13 protein-coding genes (1 of these 13 only partly in view) are annotated in these 18,143 nt (G+C 45.2%); 8 read left to right on the forward strand and 5 right to left on the reverse strand.

The features are described from left to right. The 3 genes in view from speB to VF399_08305 are tightly spaced (at most 31 nt apart) and all read left to right on the forward strand, a layout consistent with a single transcriptional unit that may run on beyond the window. Positions 1 to 520 carry the 3' portion of an agmatinase gene (gene speB / locus VF399_08295; GenBank protein HEX7320341.1) on the forward strand. The gene continues 290 nt to the left of window position 1, outside the view, so 520 of the gene's 810 nt are visible here — the last part of the coding sequence; the start codon falls outside the window, past its left edge; its stop codon occupies positions 518 to 520. A gap of 22 nt (positions 521 to 542) precedes the next feature. Continuing rightward, entirely contained in the window at positions 543 to 1,250 is a 708-nt protein-coding gene (locus VF399_08300; protein ID HEX7320342.1) for a class I SAM-dependent methyltransferase, read from the forward strand. 31 nt (positions 1,251 to 1,281) lie between these two features. Beyond that, entirely contained in the window at positions 1,282 to 2,436 is a 1,155-nt protein-coding gene (locus VF399_08305; GenBank protein ID HEX7320343.1) for an NAD-dependent epimerase/dehydratase family protein, read from the forward strand. Here VF399_08305 and VF399_08310 read toward each other — a convergent pair. Then, positions 2,433 to 3,509: an ATPase gene (locus VF399_08310; protein ID HEX7320344.1), complete on the reverse strand. Its 1,077-nt coding sequence runs from the start codon at positions 3,507 to 3,509 to the stop codon at positions 2,433 to 2,435. The genes VF399_08305 and VF399_08310 overlap by 4 nt on opposite strands. After that, the gene (locus VF399_08315; GenBank protein HEX7320345.1) at positions 3,493 to 6,342 is read right to left on the reverse strand and encodes a hypothetical protein; all 2,850 of its coding nucleotides are present in this window, start codon (positions 6,340 to 6,342) and stop codon (positions 3,493 to 3,495) included. The genes VF399_08310 and VF399_08315 overlap by 17 nt, the downstream gene beginning before the upstream one ends. A 167-nt stretch (positions 6,343 to 6,509) precedes the next feature. On the opposite strand from VF399_08315, the gene VF399_08320 reads away from it, so the two are divergent. Further along, positions 6,510 to 7,733 (forward strand): Wzz/FepE/Etk N-terminal domain-containing protein, encoded by a 1,224-nt coding sequence (locus tag VF399_08320; GenBank protein ID HEX7320346.1) that lies wholly within the window; start codon positions 6,510 to 6,512, stop codon positions 7,731 to 7,733. Between the two features lie 33 nt (positions 7,734 to 7,766). On the opposite strand, the gene VF399_08325 is transcribed toward VF399_08320, so the two are convergent. The 3 genes from VF399_08325 to VF399_08335 are packed head-to-tail and all read right to left on the reverse strand — an operon-like array spanning position 7,767 to position 11,595. Next, the gene (locus VF399_08325; GenBank protein ID HEX7320347.1) at positions 7,767 to 8,987 is read right to left on the reverse strand and encodes a DUF6337 family protein; all 1,221 of its coding nucleotides are present in this window, start codon (positions 8,985 to 8,987) and stop codon (positions 7,767 to 7,769) included. A gap of 32 nt (positions 8,988 to 9,019) precedes the next feature. Then, the gene (locus VF399_08330) at positions 9,020 to 10,021 is read right to left on the reverse strand and encodes a glycosyltransferase family 2 protein (GenBank protein ID HEX7320348.1); all 1,002 of its coding nucleotides are present in this window, start codon (positions 10,019 to 10,021) and stop codon (positions 9,020 to 9,022) included. Beyond that, a complete protein-coding gene (locus VF399_08335; GenBank protein HEX7320349.1) occupies positions 10,018 to 11,595 on the reverse strand; it encodes a polysaccharide biosynthesis C-terminal domain-containing protein in 1,578 nt (525 codons plus the stop codon). Before VF399_08335 ends, VF399_08330 begins: the two co-directional genes overlap by 4 nt. 102 nt (positions 11,596 to 11,697) lie before the next feature. Between VF399_08335 and VF399_08340 the strand changes: the two genes are divergently transcribed. From VF399_08340 to VF399_08355, 4 genes are all read left to right on the forward strand, one after another. Beyond that, positions 11,698 to 12,759, forward strand: a complete 1,062-nt coding sequence (locus VF399_08340; GenBank protein HEX7320350.1) for a glycosyltransferase — start codon at positions 11,698 to 11,700, stop codon at positions 12,757 to 12,759. Further along, positions 12,756 to 14,903, forward strand: coding sequence for a bi-domain-containing oxidoreductase (locus VF399_08345; protein ID HEX7320351.1), 2,148 nt, complete (start codon positions 12,756 to 12,758; stop codon positions 14,901 to 14,903). The genes VF399_08340 and VF399_08345 overlap by 4 nt, the downstream gene beginning before the upstream one ends. Before the next feature lie 61 nt (positions 14,904 to 14,964). Beyond that, positions 14,965 to 16,890: an alginate lyase family protein gene (locus VF399_08350; GenBank protein HEX7320352.1), complete on the forward strand. Its 1,926-nt coding sequence runs from the start codon at positions 14,965 to 14,967 to the stop codon at positions 16,888 to 16,890. Further along, a complete protein-coding gene (locus VF399_08355) occupies positions 16,887 to 18,110 on the forward strand; it encodes a glycosyltransferase family 4 protein (GenBank protein HEX7320353.1) in 1,224 nt (407 codons plus the stop codon). The genes VF399_08350 and VF399_08355 overlap by 4 nt, the downstream gene beginning before the upstream one ends. The last annotated feature ends 33 nt before the right edge of the window (positions 18,111 to 18,143 follow it).

Raw genomic sequence — 18,143 nt, forward strand, 5'->3', positions numbered from 1 at the left:
CGGAGAGCACACGATCAGTTATCCGATAACCAAGGCGATCCACTCGGTCAAGGGCCGGTTCTCGGTCATCCATTTTGACGCCCATGCCGACCTCCGTGACGAATTTTCTGGCGAGAAGGTATGCCATGCCTGCGCGATCCGGCGGGTGAGCGATGTCGTCGGTTTCAAAAACATTTACCAGTTCGGGATCCGTTCCGGCACTGAAGAAGAATTTAAAATGCATAAGAACCTTTTCAAATTCGACGTTTACAAACCATTGAAAAAGATCATGGCGAAGATAAAAGATCCGATCTACCTGACGATCGATGTCGACGTCGTGGATCCATCGGAGCTGTCCGCGGTGGCGACGCCCGAGCCCGGCGGGATCTCCTTCCGTGAGCTCGTTGATTCACTATTGCTTCTCAAAAGCAAAAAGATCATCGGCGCCGATATCGTCGAATACAATCCCCTGTCCGCCTCGCCCTGGGCATCAGGGTCCCTGGTCGCGGATATTTTAAGGGAATTGCTTTTAATAGTATAATCGGCATCAGGCCGTAAACAGCATGAACGATGACAACAGGTGCTGGGCTGACCGCATCATCAGAAAAACCGATCCCACCTATAAGATCCGCGCCGATGTTTATAAAGATCTAATACTCTCGTATCTAGCGCCGCGAAAAGTCTGGATAGACATCGGCTGCGGCGACAATTCAATGATCATGGATCTGGGTCACTATACCGGGTTAGCGATCGGTACTGATGTTAAACAGCATACCCAACTCGTCTGCACTCCGTTCGTTTGCGCGGATCTATTCGACTTGCCTTTCGCCTTGGGCAGCGCGGACCTTGTCACGCTGCGCTTTGTTATAGAACACATTCAGAACGTTCCGAAAGGAATCGCGGAAGCAGAACGGATCTTGAAACCTGGAGGGCATGTTCTGATCATAACCACGAACATCCTGAACCCTTTCATATTTTTTGCTCGCCTCGTTCCTTTCAGGTATAAGAAAAAGATGATAAGGTCAATGTACGACGCCGACATATCCAATATCCAGCCGACCGGCAACTGGCTCAATCCATACCAGATGTTGAAACGCAATACCGGCGGTCTTGAGTTGACCCATTTTGATTTTGTCCAGGACGCGAATTGCGCGCGCAAATGGCTATTCCTGCTTTTTTATTCATGGCACTTGCTTACTAAATGGAGCAATTTGAAACTGCTCAGGACCTGCGTGGTCGGAGTGCTGAAGAAAAAAGTCATTATTAATTGACTTTCGCCCATAGACAGATATAATTACGCGCATGAAAATACAGCCATGCCGTATTCTTGTAACCGGTGCCGCCGGTTTCATCGGCGCCAAGGTCTGCGAATTTTTACTAACCCAGCCTCATCTAGTCAGCAACGCTCTAAACGATACTAACGCTCAAAACGCTATTAACGTAATCGGCCTCGACAACCTCAACGACTACTATGACGTCCGGCTGAAGAACTGGCGGTTGCAGCAGTTAAAAAATATTCGTCCCATTCGCTCTCATTCGTCCCAATTCGCCTTCCACAAGATCGACATCGAGAATTACGCATCCCTGCGCAAGTTATTCCAGCACTATAGCAGCGTTTCCCACACGAAGCGTGCTTCTTTTTCATCCCGGCATCCCCGCTTCTCTGCACCCTTTCATGCTGTAATCAATCTTGCTGCCCGCGCCGGCGTCCGCTACAGCCTGGAAAATCCATTTATTTACTACACGACCAATATCCTGGGCAATCTGAACCTTCTTGAACTCTGCCGTGAATTTGGCGTCAACAAATATGTCTTTTCATCCTCGTCATCTTTGTATGCAGGTCAGAAAATGCCCTTCAAGGAAACATTGCCGGTGAACGAACCCATATCTCCCTATGCCGCATCAAAAAAATCCGCCGAGGTAACATGCTTCACATATCACAAATTATTCAACATCGATGTTACCATTCTCCGGTACTTTACTGTTTATGGTCCTGCGTCCAGGCCGGATATGAGTCCGTTGAGATTTATTTCCTGGGTGCATCAGGGCAAACCGATCACCATTTATGGCGATGGCAATCAGTCGCGGGACTTTACTTATATCGATGACATTGCCCGGGGCACGATACGGGCGCTAAAACGATTAAATTTCGAAATAATCAACCTTGGATGCGACGAACCGATTAAACTCATCGATTTTTTGCGTATCATTGAAGAAAAAATGAACAAACTGACACATCCCGAGCTTTATCGAGGAGTCAAATCAATAAAACCAAAGAAACTAAAAATCGTTTATCAACCATCTCATCCCGCCGATATGCAGGCAACCTGGGCCGATATCAAAAAAGCCAGGCGTCTGCTGGATTGGAAACCAAAAGTTAAGATCGACCAGGGCATCCAGAATTCTGTGGACTGGTTTTTCAAAAATCGTGGATGGATTACAAAGATAAAAATTTAACCGGATCTGTCTGACAGTTCCCTGACAATATCCATGTGTATTTCGTTTTCCGCAGACAGTCTTTTCAATGCTTGTTCACGCGTCAATATCCCTTCCCGCACCATCTTGGCGTAAAAATCGTCCTTTTCGGTTATCCCCATGGTCTTGGTGTAAAAATAATCTTTCAGGTGCCCGATCTTGCAGTCGAAACGCCAGGTGGACCTGAGTTCATGAGGATAATCCCAGCCGAGCTCACTAGCAATGCGTGACAAGACTTCTTTTTCATCCCATCTAATATAATGGAACAGGTCGATCCGTTCAATGTGTCCACCGTATAACCTTGAACCGATCGAATATTGATTCGCGAACAAGTAGCCCTTGACCAGAACCGGCAGGTATTGCGGCTTAAGGTACAAATAATTCTTGAGCGCTTCCCTGATAAGCCCGGTGAGATTCTTTGAATATGATTTCTCAAGGTCCGTGGATTCTGAGACACCAAGCAGTTCTTTCTTGAATGACGTGTATTCGTACGGGTTGCCACCGTTAACGATCAAGTTGATGTCGTGTCTTTTCGCGATCTCCAGTATCTTTTTCCAGATGATCTTGCATCCGATGCACATCATCGGCACCATGGCCGGTGATGGATTCTTTTGCCAGGCGCGTAAATTGTTCTTAAAACATGATTTATGGATATTACTCATGAACTTGAACTTAATAAGGCCAACGTTCAAAGCCTTCACCATGTTCCGGATATTTTTCCTGGCCTGCTCGTCTGTGTAGGGATTTTCGTAATTAAGAGCTAGGACTTTCATGCCGTAGTCTTTGGCTAATTTCAAAAGTGTGAAAGCGCTGTCCCGACCGCCACTGACGTTGACGATGCATTCGTATTTCTTGTTGGGATCGCGGTGCTTGTCCAGGATCTTTTTAAACCGTGCTTCGCCCTTATACTCGAATTTCTTGTAGTCTCGACAATAATCGCATACTCCTGCCTCATCAAACCTTATCCCCGGCATGGTCTGGGGCAGAACGCATTTACTGCATCGCTTGATAGTATCCACTACTTTTTTCTTTCCTAAATTAATATCGCCTATCAAGCGAGACCTTCCATTTACCCTTACCCTTAAGTTTGAATGATAAGAGCCCTAGGTTGTTGGTAGTAAATGTGTCGCTTTTTTCAGGATTATCACCTTTTTTTCGCACGACATCATATTTAGCATTTGGTACCAAGTTGCAGACCACGTTCAGCAATGAATCGGTCACCGAAACTTCGTATCTACCGCTGGGCGTATTATCTCGCGTTCCGAACAAGACCACTGCATCGCCTTTTTCATTGGTTAATTTCGCGCCCTTGAAATTGACCGCGGATATCGGCAAGATATTTGCGGTTTCTTCTATATCAAAGACCGCAAACCCGGTCACCACTCTAACTGTATCTGCCAATGGGTTTAACTTTACATTAATTCTCTGCAAGGTTCGACCGTTTCTGTTTTCAATATAACTATCTTTGGTCAATATCTGCACACTGCCGCTCACTTCTTCAGGATAGACCATATAACCTAAAAGGTTAGGACCATTCGGATAGGCAATCATGATTTTATGACTGTTTTCTACGATATTCGGCGCAACCCAGGAATGCATGCGCCAGTGCAGAGAATCTATGTTTGACTGACGTAGTGCATAGTCATAAACCGCGAAACTGCCCAGATTATTGAAAAATATAATTTCCCTTTGCCATGGTTTAAGTCGGTTGTAACTCCAATCAATGCTTTTAAAACAGGTTATTCCCTGTTTAGCATCATATGACCAAACCATTGAATCTGGTTGCCGCAAGGCATAGGGGTTTGTTTCGTAATCGTCCAGAACATTGTGGTATATCCGTTCCCGCTGCTCGCTCCGGCGGGCATAACCAACATCCGCGATCAGCCACCTGCCCTTACCGCCAAAAATGAACGAATTCTGCTCCCGGTGACAATGGCTATTGGGTTCCGGGGGGCCGCTTTTGAAAGCCAATAAATAGTCATCGTCATTCCAGCCGGTCCGGGCGATCAGCCAGCCGATGCTGGCAAAACATTCGCTCAGTGGATAGGTGTCGGGGAAATTATCCGGGCTGGCGCTGCGCTGTTTTGGATCAGCCCATAGGAAAAAACGAAATTCCTTCCGTTTGTTCATATCCTTGCGCCGGCTCACCCACCATTGGTATACTTCATTATTATCATGATTGGCGATATAACAGGTCGCGGGGTTCCACAGGCCAGCATATTTATCATAATCACTGAAACTTACATCACAGTTCGGTCCGGAGCCGGTGTTATCAGCCTTATACTGCTCGGCACCGGGCAGCATGGAATATATTTGCCATCTTGGCAGGTTGGATAAGAACATATTGCTGCCCATGTAATTATTGATCGTGCCATCGGCGATCAAGAACGATATCAAATGGCGTGCCGCATATAACCCATATGATAGCCCCTCGTTGAAACCACCGTCACCACCTAGCGCATCAGAGTGTTTTAGCAGCGTATCGATCTTTGCGCGGGCGGTTGCTAATTCGGCACGGAGGCTTGCCATGTCATCCAAAGCAAGGCATGCCATGCCCATGCCTCCGCCCAGCATTATAGCCCGGCCATTGGCATAGGTCAGAGGCGGCTCATTCTCTTGAGCGTACGGATAGTACAGCGCTTGCAGATGAATTTGGCTGATGCCCAGGGTGATCATTGTATTCTGGATGCTCATTTTCTCATAATTGGACAGATCATTGAAGAGCCAGTCATATGCCAAGGCCATGCCGTGAAGCATTTCGCCAGTACACAGCTGCGCGTATCTTACATTTTTGCCAACCCGGTTAGTCTGGTCTGTGAAAGCCGTCCAGTTGGCTAGAGAAACCAGGAACTTTTTAACGTGCACTTTATACTCCTTGTTATTATTTATCAGCCCCACCAATGCGACATTGATCAAACGGTTGATGATCTGACGCATCGGGTTCAGCCAGTAGTCCAGGAAAGCATCCGCATTGTGCAGGGGTAGTTGTTCATAGGGGTAGTTAATGACCGTGTCCTTTTGCCGGGTACTGTCGATCGGCCATGGGAAACGTATGTTGTCGCTTTTATTATAATCAGCAGCTGAATTCTGCAGCGTATCCCACAAGTCCGCATAACTAATATTTAATCCGCTCCTTGTTTCATTGCCTCGCTTATTTCGAAGCGTTTTCAAACCCGACTTATTGAACAACAACCGCGGGTGAACGCCTTTCGGCACAGTGGAGATAATGATATCGTCGTAAAAAATATCGCCGCACGCCGAAGACTCTGCCTCAGACGCGCCTAATAGGATCGTATTGCTCACCTTACTCGGATTTATTGGATAATACGAACCAATAAGATCGCCATTTATATAAAGATCATCAATGTTATTGTGCCGATATATTTGTATTTTATACCAGCAGTCGGTTGATCTTAGTCCGGCAACATTGAGATGGAAACCCTTTGCGTCTTTAAGTAGGAATTTTAGTTTCCCGCCCGATTCATGAAGATATAGTGCGATGTCGGTCTGTTTGATTGTCCCTTGATAAGTGAAATATTTGAAACAACACAACGGAAAGGAATCAAATGCATTGTAGTCGCCAGGTATCCACATATAGAATTCTATCATGTATTCTAATGATTTATTGATGAACGTCTTGCTGGCGCCGGCGCTGGAATGATTATCGGCGTCTTTTATGTGCAGACTCGCAATACCATGACTTTGCGCCTGGTAAGGATCTGCACCTTCGGCTTCAGTATTCACAAATCCATTTCCTTTTGTATTCGTAATAAAATTTCCAGAAGCTTCACATTCTTCAAAAGTGTTTCGCAAAAGAATCGTACCGGATAATGGCAAAGCAGCAATAAAAGCGGCAAATATGATATACTTGATTTTTTCTCCTTTCATATCCTTCATCGCTTCATTATATAATATGAATTGCTGCTGTCAATGCTTTTACCTGTTTAATTACACAACTACTATATTCCCTGCGTACTTCGTTTTTATGACTTCCAAGCGACCTGTCTTGACATGCTACAAAATTCGTGTAATATTGAGCTGTGAAATCATTGGAAATGTCGCGCATAATCGATACAATCCACATTCTTGTCAGAAGGAGAAAGTTCATTGTTTATTTCGTTCTCGCGGTGGTCATCCTCACTTTGCTGATAAGTCTAATAGTACCCAATCAGTATAGAGCCATCGCCACTATCCTGCCGCCCAACCCGGAGCGGGATGCGATGATGGGGCTTATCTTTGCCAGCGTTCCCAGCGGCATTGCTGGTATCACGGGCGCCGGCGGCTTGCTGGGCGGTCCGACCGCGTCCGACCTTTACGCCAACATCATGAAAAGCCGCGTGATAATGGATAAAGTCATCGAAAAATACAAATTGAAAAAGGAGTTCAAAGCCAGAACTCTGGATGACACTTACAAATCACTTTTGAGCATTACCAATATCATCGTGACACCCGAAGGCATCATAACGGTCGCCGTAACGTACAAGAATAAGAAACTGGCAGCTGCTATCGCCAACTCGTTCGTAGAAGAACTGGACCGTTTTAATACCGAGACCGCGATGACCGCCGGCAAGAAGTACCGCTTATTCATCGAGCAGAGACTCACGGAAACGATCGATGCGATGACTAAAGCAGAGGATAGTCTCAGATCATTCCAGGAAAAACATAAGACCGTCGCCCTGGATGCCGAGATCCAAAGTGCCATTCAGACGATCGCGCAGCTGAAAAGCGAGATCATCATGAAGGAAGTGCAAAGAGGCGCCATGGCTTCAGGCTCAAGCACTTTGAACCCTTACATCGCCAACCTTGACCAGGAATTGGCACAGTTGCGGAGACAACTCTCAAAGATCGAATTCGGCGGCAAGGAAAATACCAATGAATTCGGCGCCGGGTTTTCAATGCCCTTCTCGAAACTTCCTGAATTGTCATTGGAATACGCGCGTCTGCTCAGAGACGTGAAAGTACAGGAAGCGATCTACGAACTGATGACGCAGCAATACGAGCAGGCGAAGATCATGGAATTAAAAGACACGCCGACCGTGCAATTCCTGGACCGGGCAGTTCCGCCCGAAAAGAAGAGCTTTCCCAAACGCGGTATTCTGTTGGTGACCACATTTTTTCTGAGCATCTTGGTTGCATTGTTCCTGGCCTTTATTATCGAGCGTATTGATATTTTCAGAAAAAACAATCCCACCGAATACGCTAAATGGGTTCAGGTTTATACCGTACTTAAAGGTGATCTAAAAAAACTCAAACAGCGAGTTTTTAAGAAAAAAGCTTAACCCGGGAATATTTTCCAAAACAAAAATTTATTTTCAGGATTTTCCGCTGTTAATTGCTGGTTTTAGTCGAAAAATTCTTCTTAAAGCCGATACTGCATAGGGTGTAATTATCATACTAAATCCTGCTTCCCATAAGGGCAATAGATGGAAGTGGTATCCGAAAAAACTGACGGTAAGGATGCCCAGTAAGTGTACGGATAACAGGTTGAGCACAGTGCCACGCTTAGACAAAGCCAGATTATAAATAGTATAGATGACCAGTCCTATTACCATCATAAAAATCAGCGAGCCATAAAATCCCAGGCACATATACAATGTCGTAAAAATAGTACCCGTATTATTCTTTACCGCAAACTGTGTTGCGATCGGAACAAAAAAAGGTATGGCGGGATTTACGTAATTATAATCACCGACAATAAAGTGATGTAAGTTTACCGGTACCGTAAAAACAATGTCGGGTGAAAGATAATTCTCAAAACCTTTGAGAAAATAACCCAGGGTGATTGGCCCGGCGACAACATAATCTTCAAAGGCGTTAAAAGTAAAAGATAAAAGCAGTATTGCTCGGTTGAATCCCAGGGTTGCAGTGAATCCAATAAAGTAAGCCAGAACGAAAATAGCGAATATCGCCAACCCGGCGACGATTATATTCACGGTTTTGATCTTCCGTACAATTCTGCTTTGCACCGCAAAATACAATGTCGGGAGAAGGAGGAGTATCGTACGGTACTTTACCTGATTGGCGAGCACCACGAAGATCATGAGGAGCAAAGATAATAGCACAAATTTGCTGTGATTCTTCAGCCAAAATGCACCCAGTAAAATGAAACTCGGGTATGCCAGAATCGTGATGTGCCCTAAAATACCTGAACGGAACGCCAATTGGAACGATTCAGTTCCAAGGGCATCGAATCCAAGAGTAATTCCAATTTTTGCAAAACTCAATAACCCGGCGGCGATCGCGACCCACACGATACCAAGTAATATAGAACGGTGATCTGTTATAAAAGTTTCAAGCTGAACATTCGTTTCTGAAATCTGTCGCCCGCGCAAAATATACCAAATTATCTGCCCTGTCAACCAGAACAATGCGACATTAAGCGCGACAAAAACAATGCTCTCGCTTGTAACCGGTTTATACTGGCGGTGCCATCCGAAACCCAGTAAAAACAAGACGACAAATAAATAGGGCCAAACGATTACATTAAATGGCGTGATAAAGGTTTTATACTGATGGCGCTCAAGAAGCGTCATCAATACAACCATCAGACAAAAAAGCGTTATTGTTAATAGCATTGAGATAATTCCTCAAAAGCCCTGTCAATATTTTCCTTAGAAACTACATCGCACGCGTTTGAATATTTAATCAAGAAACGTGCCATCTTGAGTATAGATATTACTGGATAATGGTATTTGAAATATACCAGCGGTATGATGTATAGAAAGCTCGCAAACCGCCATACATACCAGTAAGTCCGGCGATAATAATGTTTGAAGTTCACAAAGCGATTGAAATAATGTAAAAATACGGAACGCATGTTGGCAAACGCTTCTTTCCGCGTCGCTCCTATTTTATGAAAAACGACCGCCTTACGAACGCATCCCATTTTTATCCCGTGCTTTTTCATCTTCAAGCTAAGATCGTAATCTTCCTCGCCGAAAAAAAAATGATCAGACAGACCGCCAAATTTCTTGAAGATTTCAGATCTTGCCAATAGCGCGCACCCGGTTATGAAGGTGATCCCTTGCACCGAGTCGTCCGGGCATTCGCTGGCCAGCTGATCGCAGTCATAATAATGGCGATGTCCGAAAATAGTGAGCCTGCCACCTGAATTGGCTATCCTGTCGCGCTCGCCATAATGTCTTATCTGCGGGGTCACTACTCCCAAGTAAGGCTCATGCTCCATTGTATCGATAAGATATCCAAGCGCCTTTGGAGCTATGACCGTATCATTGTTTAACAGCATTATATATTTGTAACCCCGCCCGGCGGCGTAAGCAATGCCAATGTTGTTTCCGCCCGCAAATCCAAGGTTGCTTCGGTTCTCGAACAACAGGTGTTTAATACCAAACCCGTGTTTTGACAACCATTCTTTCATCTTTTTCACGGAATCGTTCATTGACCCATTGTCGATCAATAATACCGTAAAATCCTTATATTCTGATTTTTTAAGTGATTCAATGCATTCGATCGTATCCTGCCATGTATTCCAGTTGATCACCACGATGGACAACATGGATTTTGGACCGGTATTGATGCTTTTTAATGGATCAGATCTCGCGGTCATGCGTTCTTCCCCAATCTGCGTTTAACGAATGAGCACTCATCGTCGCTGAATTCACCGAAAATAAAAAGCGCTACCAGATAAATCGGGATAATGGCGATACCGGCGATCAAGAGTTTCATAAAAGATGAAATAGCGATGAATTTCAATGTTGTCAAGAAGGCCGCAACGCACAATGAAGCGATAACGATCTTACCGAGCGACCTCCACGGTATCAGCCATGGGATGTCCCGTTTCGTGCCGAAAAACACCAGCACTGGATAAAGAGTAAAGCAAACCAATGTTGTGACCGCCGCCGCGATATATCCGAACCAAGGTATGAATATCAGATTCAAAACAATCTTAACGACCGTGCAAATTATGACATAATAGAACATGATCCTGGTTTTTTCTCGGAACTCCAGCCCCTTATGTCCAAACATTGCAAAGGACCAGATCAAGATGCCAATCAAAACTATTGGCATGACCAGGTTTCCTTCCCGGTACTCCGATCCAAGAAAAACATTCGCGAACTCACGGGAAAAAACTACAATATAGGTTAAGACCGGGAATGACAGTATCAAGAAATAACGCGAGAATGATCTTATGAGCTGTTGCACGCGCACACTATTGGTGGCAATATCAGTACCTGCCTTCATGAGAATCGGGTGAGCTGCATTCAAGAGCGGCGTTGTGATCAGCGCCATTGCTGAAGCCATAAGGTTGTAATTAGAGCTGTAGATACCAACTTCCCGGCTGTCCCGGAGAATTTGGATGACGTAGCGGTCGGCAATACTCAGGAGTTCGGCACCAAGAAACCAGCCGATCATAGGAAATCCATAGAAAAAGAACTGTTGAAAGAAACTAACCAAACTTGCATTATTTTTTTTATTCGTCTCATCAATGACAAGTCGCTGTGTCGGTCGAAAGCTCGGCAGGTTTTGGTAAGTGAATAACATGGGAATGATAATGACAAAAAAAGCCGAAAAAATGCCCCACAATAAACTGTCCACGGTCCGACTGTACAATATGACGATCAATAATGGAATGAAAAATTTTAGCATCCCGTTGAGGATGGTAAAAATGCTGAAATACCATGATCTTAGGTCCGCCTGATAGAGTGTGATCAAACAATTGAACCATATTCCGGATACGATCAACAGGAATGACACAAAGAAATAGCTCTCATATGATCCTAAAACACCGCGTATAGGATAAGTTACCACGACCACCACTGCGAAAGTCATGGTTAAAAGCAAGAGCAAAGTCGTGAACTTCTCGTTAAAGAATCCGACTTGTCCATTGGCAACGTATTGCGCGCGGTATCTTAGCACCGACTGCACTATCCACTGCGAGGCAAAAGCCGTCACTATCGTGGTCGTAGTTAATACCAGGATATATTGCCCGTAGAGAGAAGGGTCGAATAACCGCGTAAAGACAGCGACGGCCAGAACTCCCAAAATACCGGGGATGATCTTTGCGGGGACGTACAACAGGGTATCTTTGGCAAGTTTCTTCATCACGGTCCGCATGGCATTGTCAAAGGGAACTCCCGCTGGTTCTTTGTTGCCCGCACTGGTTGTTTCAGAATGATCCATAAACTTGATTTGTATTATATATCCCAATATTGCTAATGTCAAGTTATCTATTGGTTACTCTCTTGAAAATCCAATGTTTTTCAGTATAATTCCTTGATTGTCATGCAAACAGATCTTCTGTCGTCCAGGTCATTTAATAATCATAAACGTATCTGTTTTTTTGCCCATGTGCATGACAAAAAAGTATTGGAATTGGTGGAATTCTACCATAACGATATCAGAATACTCACTGAACTCGGTTTCGATATTTCTATTGCCACGCGGTATCACGAGATCCCGCTGCGCTGCGATCTGTATTACTCGTGGTGGTGGGCTACCGGCATCCAGGCGTTGGCCGCGGCTCGACTTGCGGGCAAACCGATCATCATGGTCGGCAATGTGCGGTTCGATCAAGACGCGCCTTATGGATTTCCCAAGGCTTCGATTTTAAAGATGGTATGCATAAAATCCGCCTTGAGGCTAGCGACGGTTATACTTACGACTTCGCAGTATGAGAATGACATCGTGACCAGATACCGATCCCGGGATGTTCATATGGTTTATCACGGCATTGACCTCGATATATACAATCCCAATAAAGCAGGCCCCAGAGAAGAGATCCTGTTCACGATCTGCAACCTCTACCATGAAAATGCCAAACGGAAAAGGATCATTGAAACGATCGAAGCGTTCGCCCTTATCGCACAAAAGTTTCCCGCGTATAAATTGGTCATCGCGGGCGGAAGCGCCGGGATACAGGACCGGACCAAAGAAACGCTGCTGGCGCTTGTGGACCATTTAAACCTGCGGGGACGGGTGGTCTTTACCGGCTCCATTTCTCTGGTAGAAAAGATAGAGTTCTATCGCAAGGCACAGGCATTCGTTCAGCCGTCTGTATACGAAGGCTTCGGCCTGGCGATCGCCGAGGCGATGGCATGTGGAACGCCCGTGGTCGTTTGCAGATCGGGCGCGACGCCGGAAGTGGTCGGGGACGCCGGTCTTTATGTTTCCGGAACATCGCAAGATATCGCCGATGGTCTCGTCCAGCTGTTGCGCAATAAAAATTTACGGCAAGATCTGGGTACCATGGGACAAACCCGCGTCATTCAGATGTTCTCCTATGAGAACCGGAAAAAAACCCTTAAAAAAATTATTGATTCCACTTTGAAAAAGGAGCGATCATGAAACAAGTCGTGCAGGATGCGCGTAAAGGGCTTATCAAGGTGATCGATGTGCCCGTTCCGCTTCTCAAGGACAATTGCATTCTGGTCAAAAACCGGTACTCTCTAATAAGCGCCGGCACAGAAAAACTCATGCTTGAATTTGCCAGGAAATCGCTTCTCGGAAAAGCCAGAGCAAGGCCAGATCTTTTCAAACAGATTAGAGAAAAAATGAAAAGGGACGGTATCGGTTTTACGATCCAGCGCGCCATGAGGCGACTGGAAGTGCCGTCAGCCGTTGGATATAGCTGCGCCGGTGAGATTGTGGAAATCGGTAAAGGTATCTCGGGCGTAAAACCGGGCGATGGTGTCGCCTGCGCCGGTGCCGGATATGCCAATCATGCCGAATACATAACCGTGCCTAAAAATCTGTTCGTAAAAATACCTACTGGCGTCGATTATAAAGCGGCGGCCTACGCGACGGTCGGAAGCGTTGCCCTACACGGCATAAGGACCGCTGGCGTAAGCGTGAATGAAAGCGTGACCGTGATCGGCGCAGGTCTGATCGGCCAGATTACGATGCAGATCCTGAAAGCGGCCGGCTGCAGGGTAGTGGGATTTGACACGGATAAACGAAAGATCGCGTTTGCCTTGAAACATGGACTTAGTTTTGGAGCGAGTTCAGACCGTGAGATCATATCCCTTGTCGATCAATTAACTAATGGAAGGGGTCTTGATTGCGTGATCATTACGGCATCCACCACCAGTAATGAACCCGTAGAGCTTGCTGGAGAGCTGTTACGGGATCGAGGAAAAGTCGTTGTCGTCGGCTCGGTAAAAATGGATATACCGCGCAGGACATTCTACAACAAAGAACTGGATCTTATCGTCTCCAGATCGTATGGTCCGGGACGGTACGATACCGAGTTTGAAGAAAAAGGCCACGATTATCCCATGGGATACGTGCGCTGGACCGAAACACGCAACATGGAATCGGTACTCGAACTTATTAAAGACAAAAAACTTGACGTTGATATCCTTACCTCCCACATCTACAATATCGACGAAGTGGAGAAAGCCTATAAGTTAATATCCGGGAAAGGGCTCAGTTATTATGGCATCCTGCTCAAATTTGATCCCGCAGAACCGGCAAAGACCATTAGCCTCAAGCCGGAATTGCACAAACCAAGCGCCTCGGTCAGGATCGGCGTTATTGGTGCCGGCAATTTTGCCCGTGATTTTCTTCTGCCCCAGATCAGCAAGATGCGCGATATTTCGATCCACGGGGTAGCTACTGCCAAGGGCCTGAGCGCCAGGTATGTTGCTGATAAATACAGCGTTAATTATATCACCACTGATAGTAACAAGGTCCTGCATGACAAGGACATAAATACCGTTTTCATATTCACAAGACATGATACCCATGCTTCATATACCATTGAAGCCCTCAAGCATAACAAACATGTCTTTGTCGAAAAACCATTGGCAACCAGCGAAAACCAACTTCAAGAGCTTATTCAAACCTGGAAACGGTATCCACAAATGGTCATGGTTGGGTATAACCGCAGATTTTCCCCTATTATCAGATCCGTGCTTGAAAAAATGCCCAAAGGCAATCCCCAGACGGGCGTTTACCGCATCAATGCCGGAGCGATCCCATCCAGCAGCTGGGTGCATGACGAAAATGAAGGCGGGGGCCGGATCATCGGTGAAGTATGTCACTTTGTCGACCTGGCAATGTATCTCACGGCAAGCCGTCCTTCACGGGTATATTCTACGACCGCTTTATCTTATGATAATGTATCATGCGTGATCGAATTCGAGAATGGCTCGGTTTTCAACATCATTTACACAACGCTTGGGAATCCTGCTTTGCCCAAAGAGAGGATCGAGATCTACAGTCAGGGTAAGGTTGCGATCATAGATGATTTCAGGGGTTATTCAATTATAACGGGAGACCAGGGAACTATCCAGAAATCAGGTAAAACGGACAAGGGTTTTCTTCAGGAAATAATTTCTTTTATCGACGCCGTCAAGAACGGAACACCCCCGCCGATCTCTTTTGAAGATCTGGTCATTAGCACCTATACAACTTTGAAAATAATTGAATCCGCGTCGAAAAACATGCCGGTAAAGATCAATCTCACATCGCTGATAGATGTTAAATAGGATCGTTAATAACTGCCGCAAGATCCATCGGCGCGGCTTTCAGGATCTAACATGGCGGCTAATGTTGCGCTTTAAAAAGCCATCCATAGTAAAGGATCTTTGCAATCGCCTGCCACCCGATCTAACCCCCTCCACGGCCATTGTTTCTGCTGATGATTTCCTTGCAATCACGGATTTGATCAACGACGGGCAACGGAGTAGAGTTATTGAAGAAGCACAAAATATTCTCAAAGGACGCTTGAATATATATCATACGCGGGAAATACACGCCGGGCAAACGATAAACTGGCATCATGATGTCCTGACAAATATTACATGGCCCAAAGTACCCTGGCGTTCAATACGCCTAAAACAGGATCATCTGGGCAGCATCAGAAATATATGGGAACTCAACCGGCACAAACATTTTGTGGTCCTTGGAAAGGCGTATATTTATACGAACGATAAACGGTTTTTTAACGGATTCAAGGAACATTTTGAATCATGGATTCGTCAGAACCCGTATGGCATCGGTGTTAACTGGTATAGTTCACTTGAGATCGCCATGCGTGCCATATCATGGCTCTGGGTATATACTTTTTTTGGCCAAACTCCAGCCTTTGCAAAGATCCATGATCCATTTATTAACAATCTCTATATCCACGCGCAGCATATATATCATTATCGCAGTGAATTCCTCCATCCAAGCAATCATAATATTGGAGAAGCAGCGGCATTATACATGCTTTGTGCAGTTTTTCCTCAATTCGACCCAGATCGAACCTGGCGCAAAAAAGCCAGAGATATGCTCGAAAAGGAGGTTATACGCCAGACTTATACTGATGGCGGATGTAAAGAGCAGTCTTTCTCCTATATGCTTTTTGATCTGGACCTGCTGATGCAGACGCTGTTTGTAAGCGAACGCATGGGCGATGCTTTTTCTGATCATTTTGTCACCCGGATCGAAAAGATGCTAGATTGTCTGTCATTACTGGCACAACCGGGTAACAAAATACCTATGGTCGGTGATAGCGACAACGCGCGGGGACTGCCGATTATAAACAGCTGCAATTTTTGGCAGGAAGAAGACTTGTTTTGTCTGGGTGGCTTATTCTTTGACCGCAGAGATCTTTTAAGTAAAACAAAAATCTTCACAGAAAGCGCCGCCTGGCTCACTGGAGCAAGAGGATATAAAAAATACCATACTCTCAAAAAAGTTGCAACACAGAATTCTTCAACTTATTTGCTTCAGAGCGGATATTTTATCCTGCGTGACAACAGGAAACATGACATCTATGTTCTATACGACGTCGGCGAATTGGGGATCGGCAAAGTAGCGGGCCACGGTCATGATGATCTTACAAGCGTGGTGATTTCCATAAATAACAATGAATTTATAATAGACCCTGGAACTTATACCTACTCTGCGCAGGATCCCCGGCGTTCCTATTTGCGATCCACCAGCGCTCATAATACAATATTGATAGACAATACTCCAAGGATAAAACCACTTTCGAGCTTTGACTGGGATAAAACCATCAAAGGGCATGCAATACGTTATGGATTTTTGGATAAGATTGATTTTGCAGAAGCCAGCTACGATTATAAAGCGCACGTTACCCATCGGAGAAAAACAGTTCTGCAAAAACACGGGTGGATAGGTATCCAGGATCACATCGCCGGACATGGTCTTCACCAGGTCGAGTTGAATTTCCATCTTTCACCTGAGGTTATTATTGTTGACCATACCGGCAATTCGATTTTGTGCAGGAACAGACGGAATTACCTGATCCTGTATGTCTCTAACTATGATTACGCGCTTTCCGTGGTCAAGGATGAAGTCTCATACACATATGGTATTTCGATACCGTCAAAGACGATCAAACTGGCAGCGCATCGATTCCTGCCGGAGACCGTGACCACGCTTTTTGTTCCAAGTTTTGGTAAACCCAATATTATGAGTGAACAAGCACTGGATCAGGCCTTCAAAACCATCGAGACCATATGAAAATTCTTTACATCACACAATACTATCCGCCCGAGATCGGTGCGGGGTCATTCAGGGCCGAAGCCATTGTCGACGGTTTAGCGCGAAGAGGCCATGAAGTAACGGTGATAACCGAGATACCAAATTACCCGCATGGCAAGGTCTATACCGGGTTCAACAAAAGGCCATGGCAGGTCCGCAAATACAGCAATCATCAAGTTCATTATGTTTGGGTCAAGTCTGCTGTGAAGATGAATTTTATCAAGCGTATTGCGCTTTACCTGTCATTCGCATTCATGGCTATCGGCAAAGGCTTATTGTTGAAAGAAAAACATGATGTCATTTATGTAACATCTCCGCCGCTCTTTGTAGGTATTACGGCTTATGTACTGGGCAAGATCCTTCGAATACCCTATATTTTTGAAGTCAGAGATCTCTGGCCTCAGATCGCGATCGAAAGCGGCGAACTCAGCAACCCAATAGCGATCAAAATGGCGAGATGGTTAGAATCCTTTCTATATCTGCATTCACGACATATTGTAACCGTTACAAAAGGATTCAAGAGATCAATAAACCAAATGAATGTGCCGTCTTCAAAAGTTGACGTTGTTTTCAATTTTGCAAAAACGGATCAAAATATAACAACTGCAATTCCAGATAATGTGAAGTCTAATTTTAATAATAGATTTACTGTCCTTTATGCCGGGATCCTTGGTTATTTTCAGGGTATTGATGTCATCATACAGGCCGCCAATCTAGTTAAGCACCAGCCGGATATTTTGTTTATAATAGTCGGCAAGGGAACCGAAGAGCAAGCGTTAAAGAAATTAAGTACCGAGCTCCAGTTAAAAAACATTGTATGGCTGCCACCTCAACCGAACACATTAACGCATGTTCTTTTGTCAACGGCTGGTTGTTCCGTGATCCCCTTAAAAAACCTACCCAGCCTAAGAATGACCATACCTTCCAAGCTGTTCGATTATATGGGTTGTGGCTGTCCAATTATCTTATCTGCCAGCGGTGAAGCGGTCGACATGCTGAGATCATCAGGGGCCGGTGTCTGTGTTGAACCAGAAAACGCCGATCAGTTAGCCAATGCCATTTTGAATTTATATAATAACAAAAACACATGTAATGAATATTCACAAAAGGGTAAAAAAGCAGTAAACAGTATTTTCTCCAGTGAAAAGGCTATAGACACAATCAACAACATAGTGACGCGCGTGGTGATAGGTTCCTGACAACTTAGCAGGTTGACTATTCGGAAAATCTGA

It is taken from the genome of bacterium (assembly GCA_036382775.1).
Classification (GTDB): domain Bacteria; phylum Hydrothermota; class Tepidihabitantia; order SM23-42; family JAOAFX01; genus DASVHD01.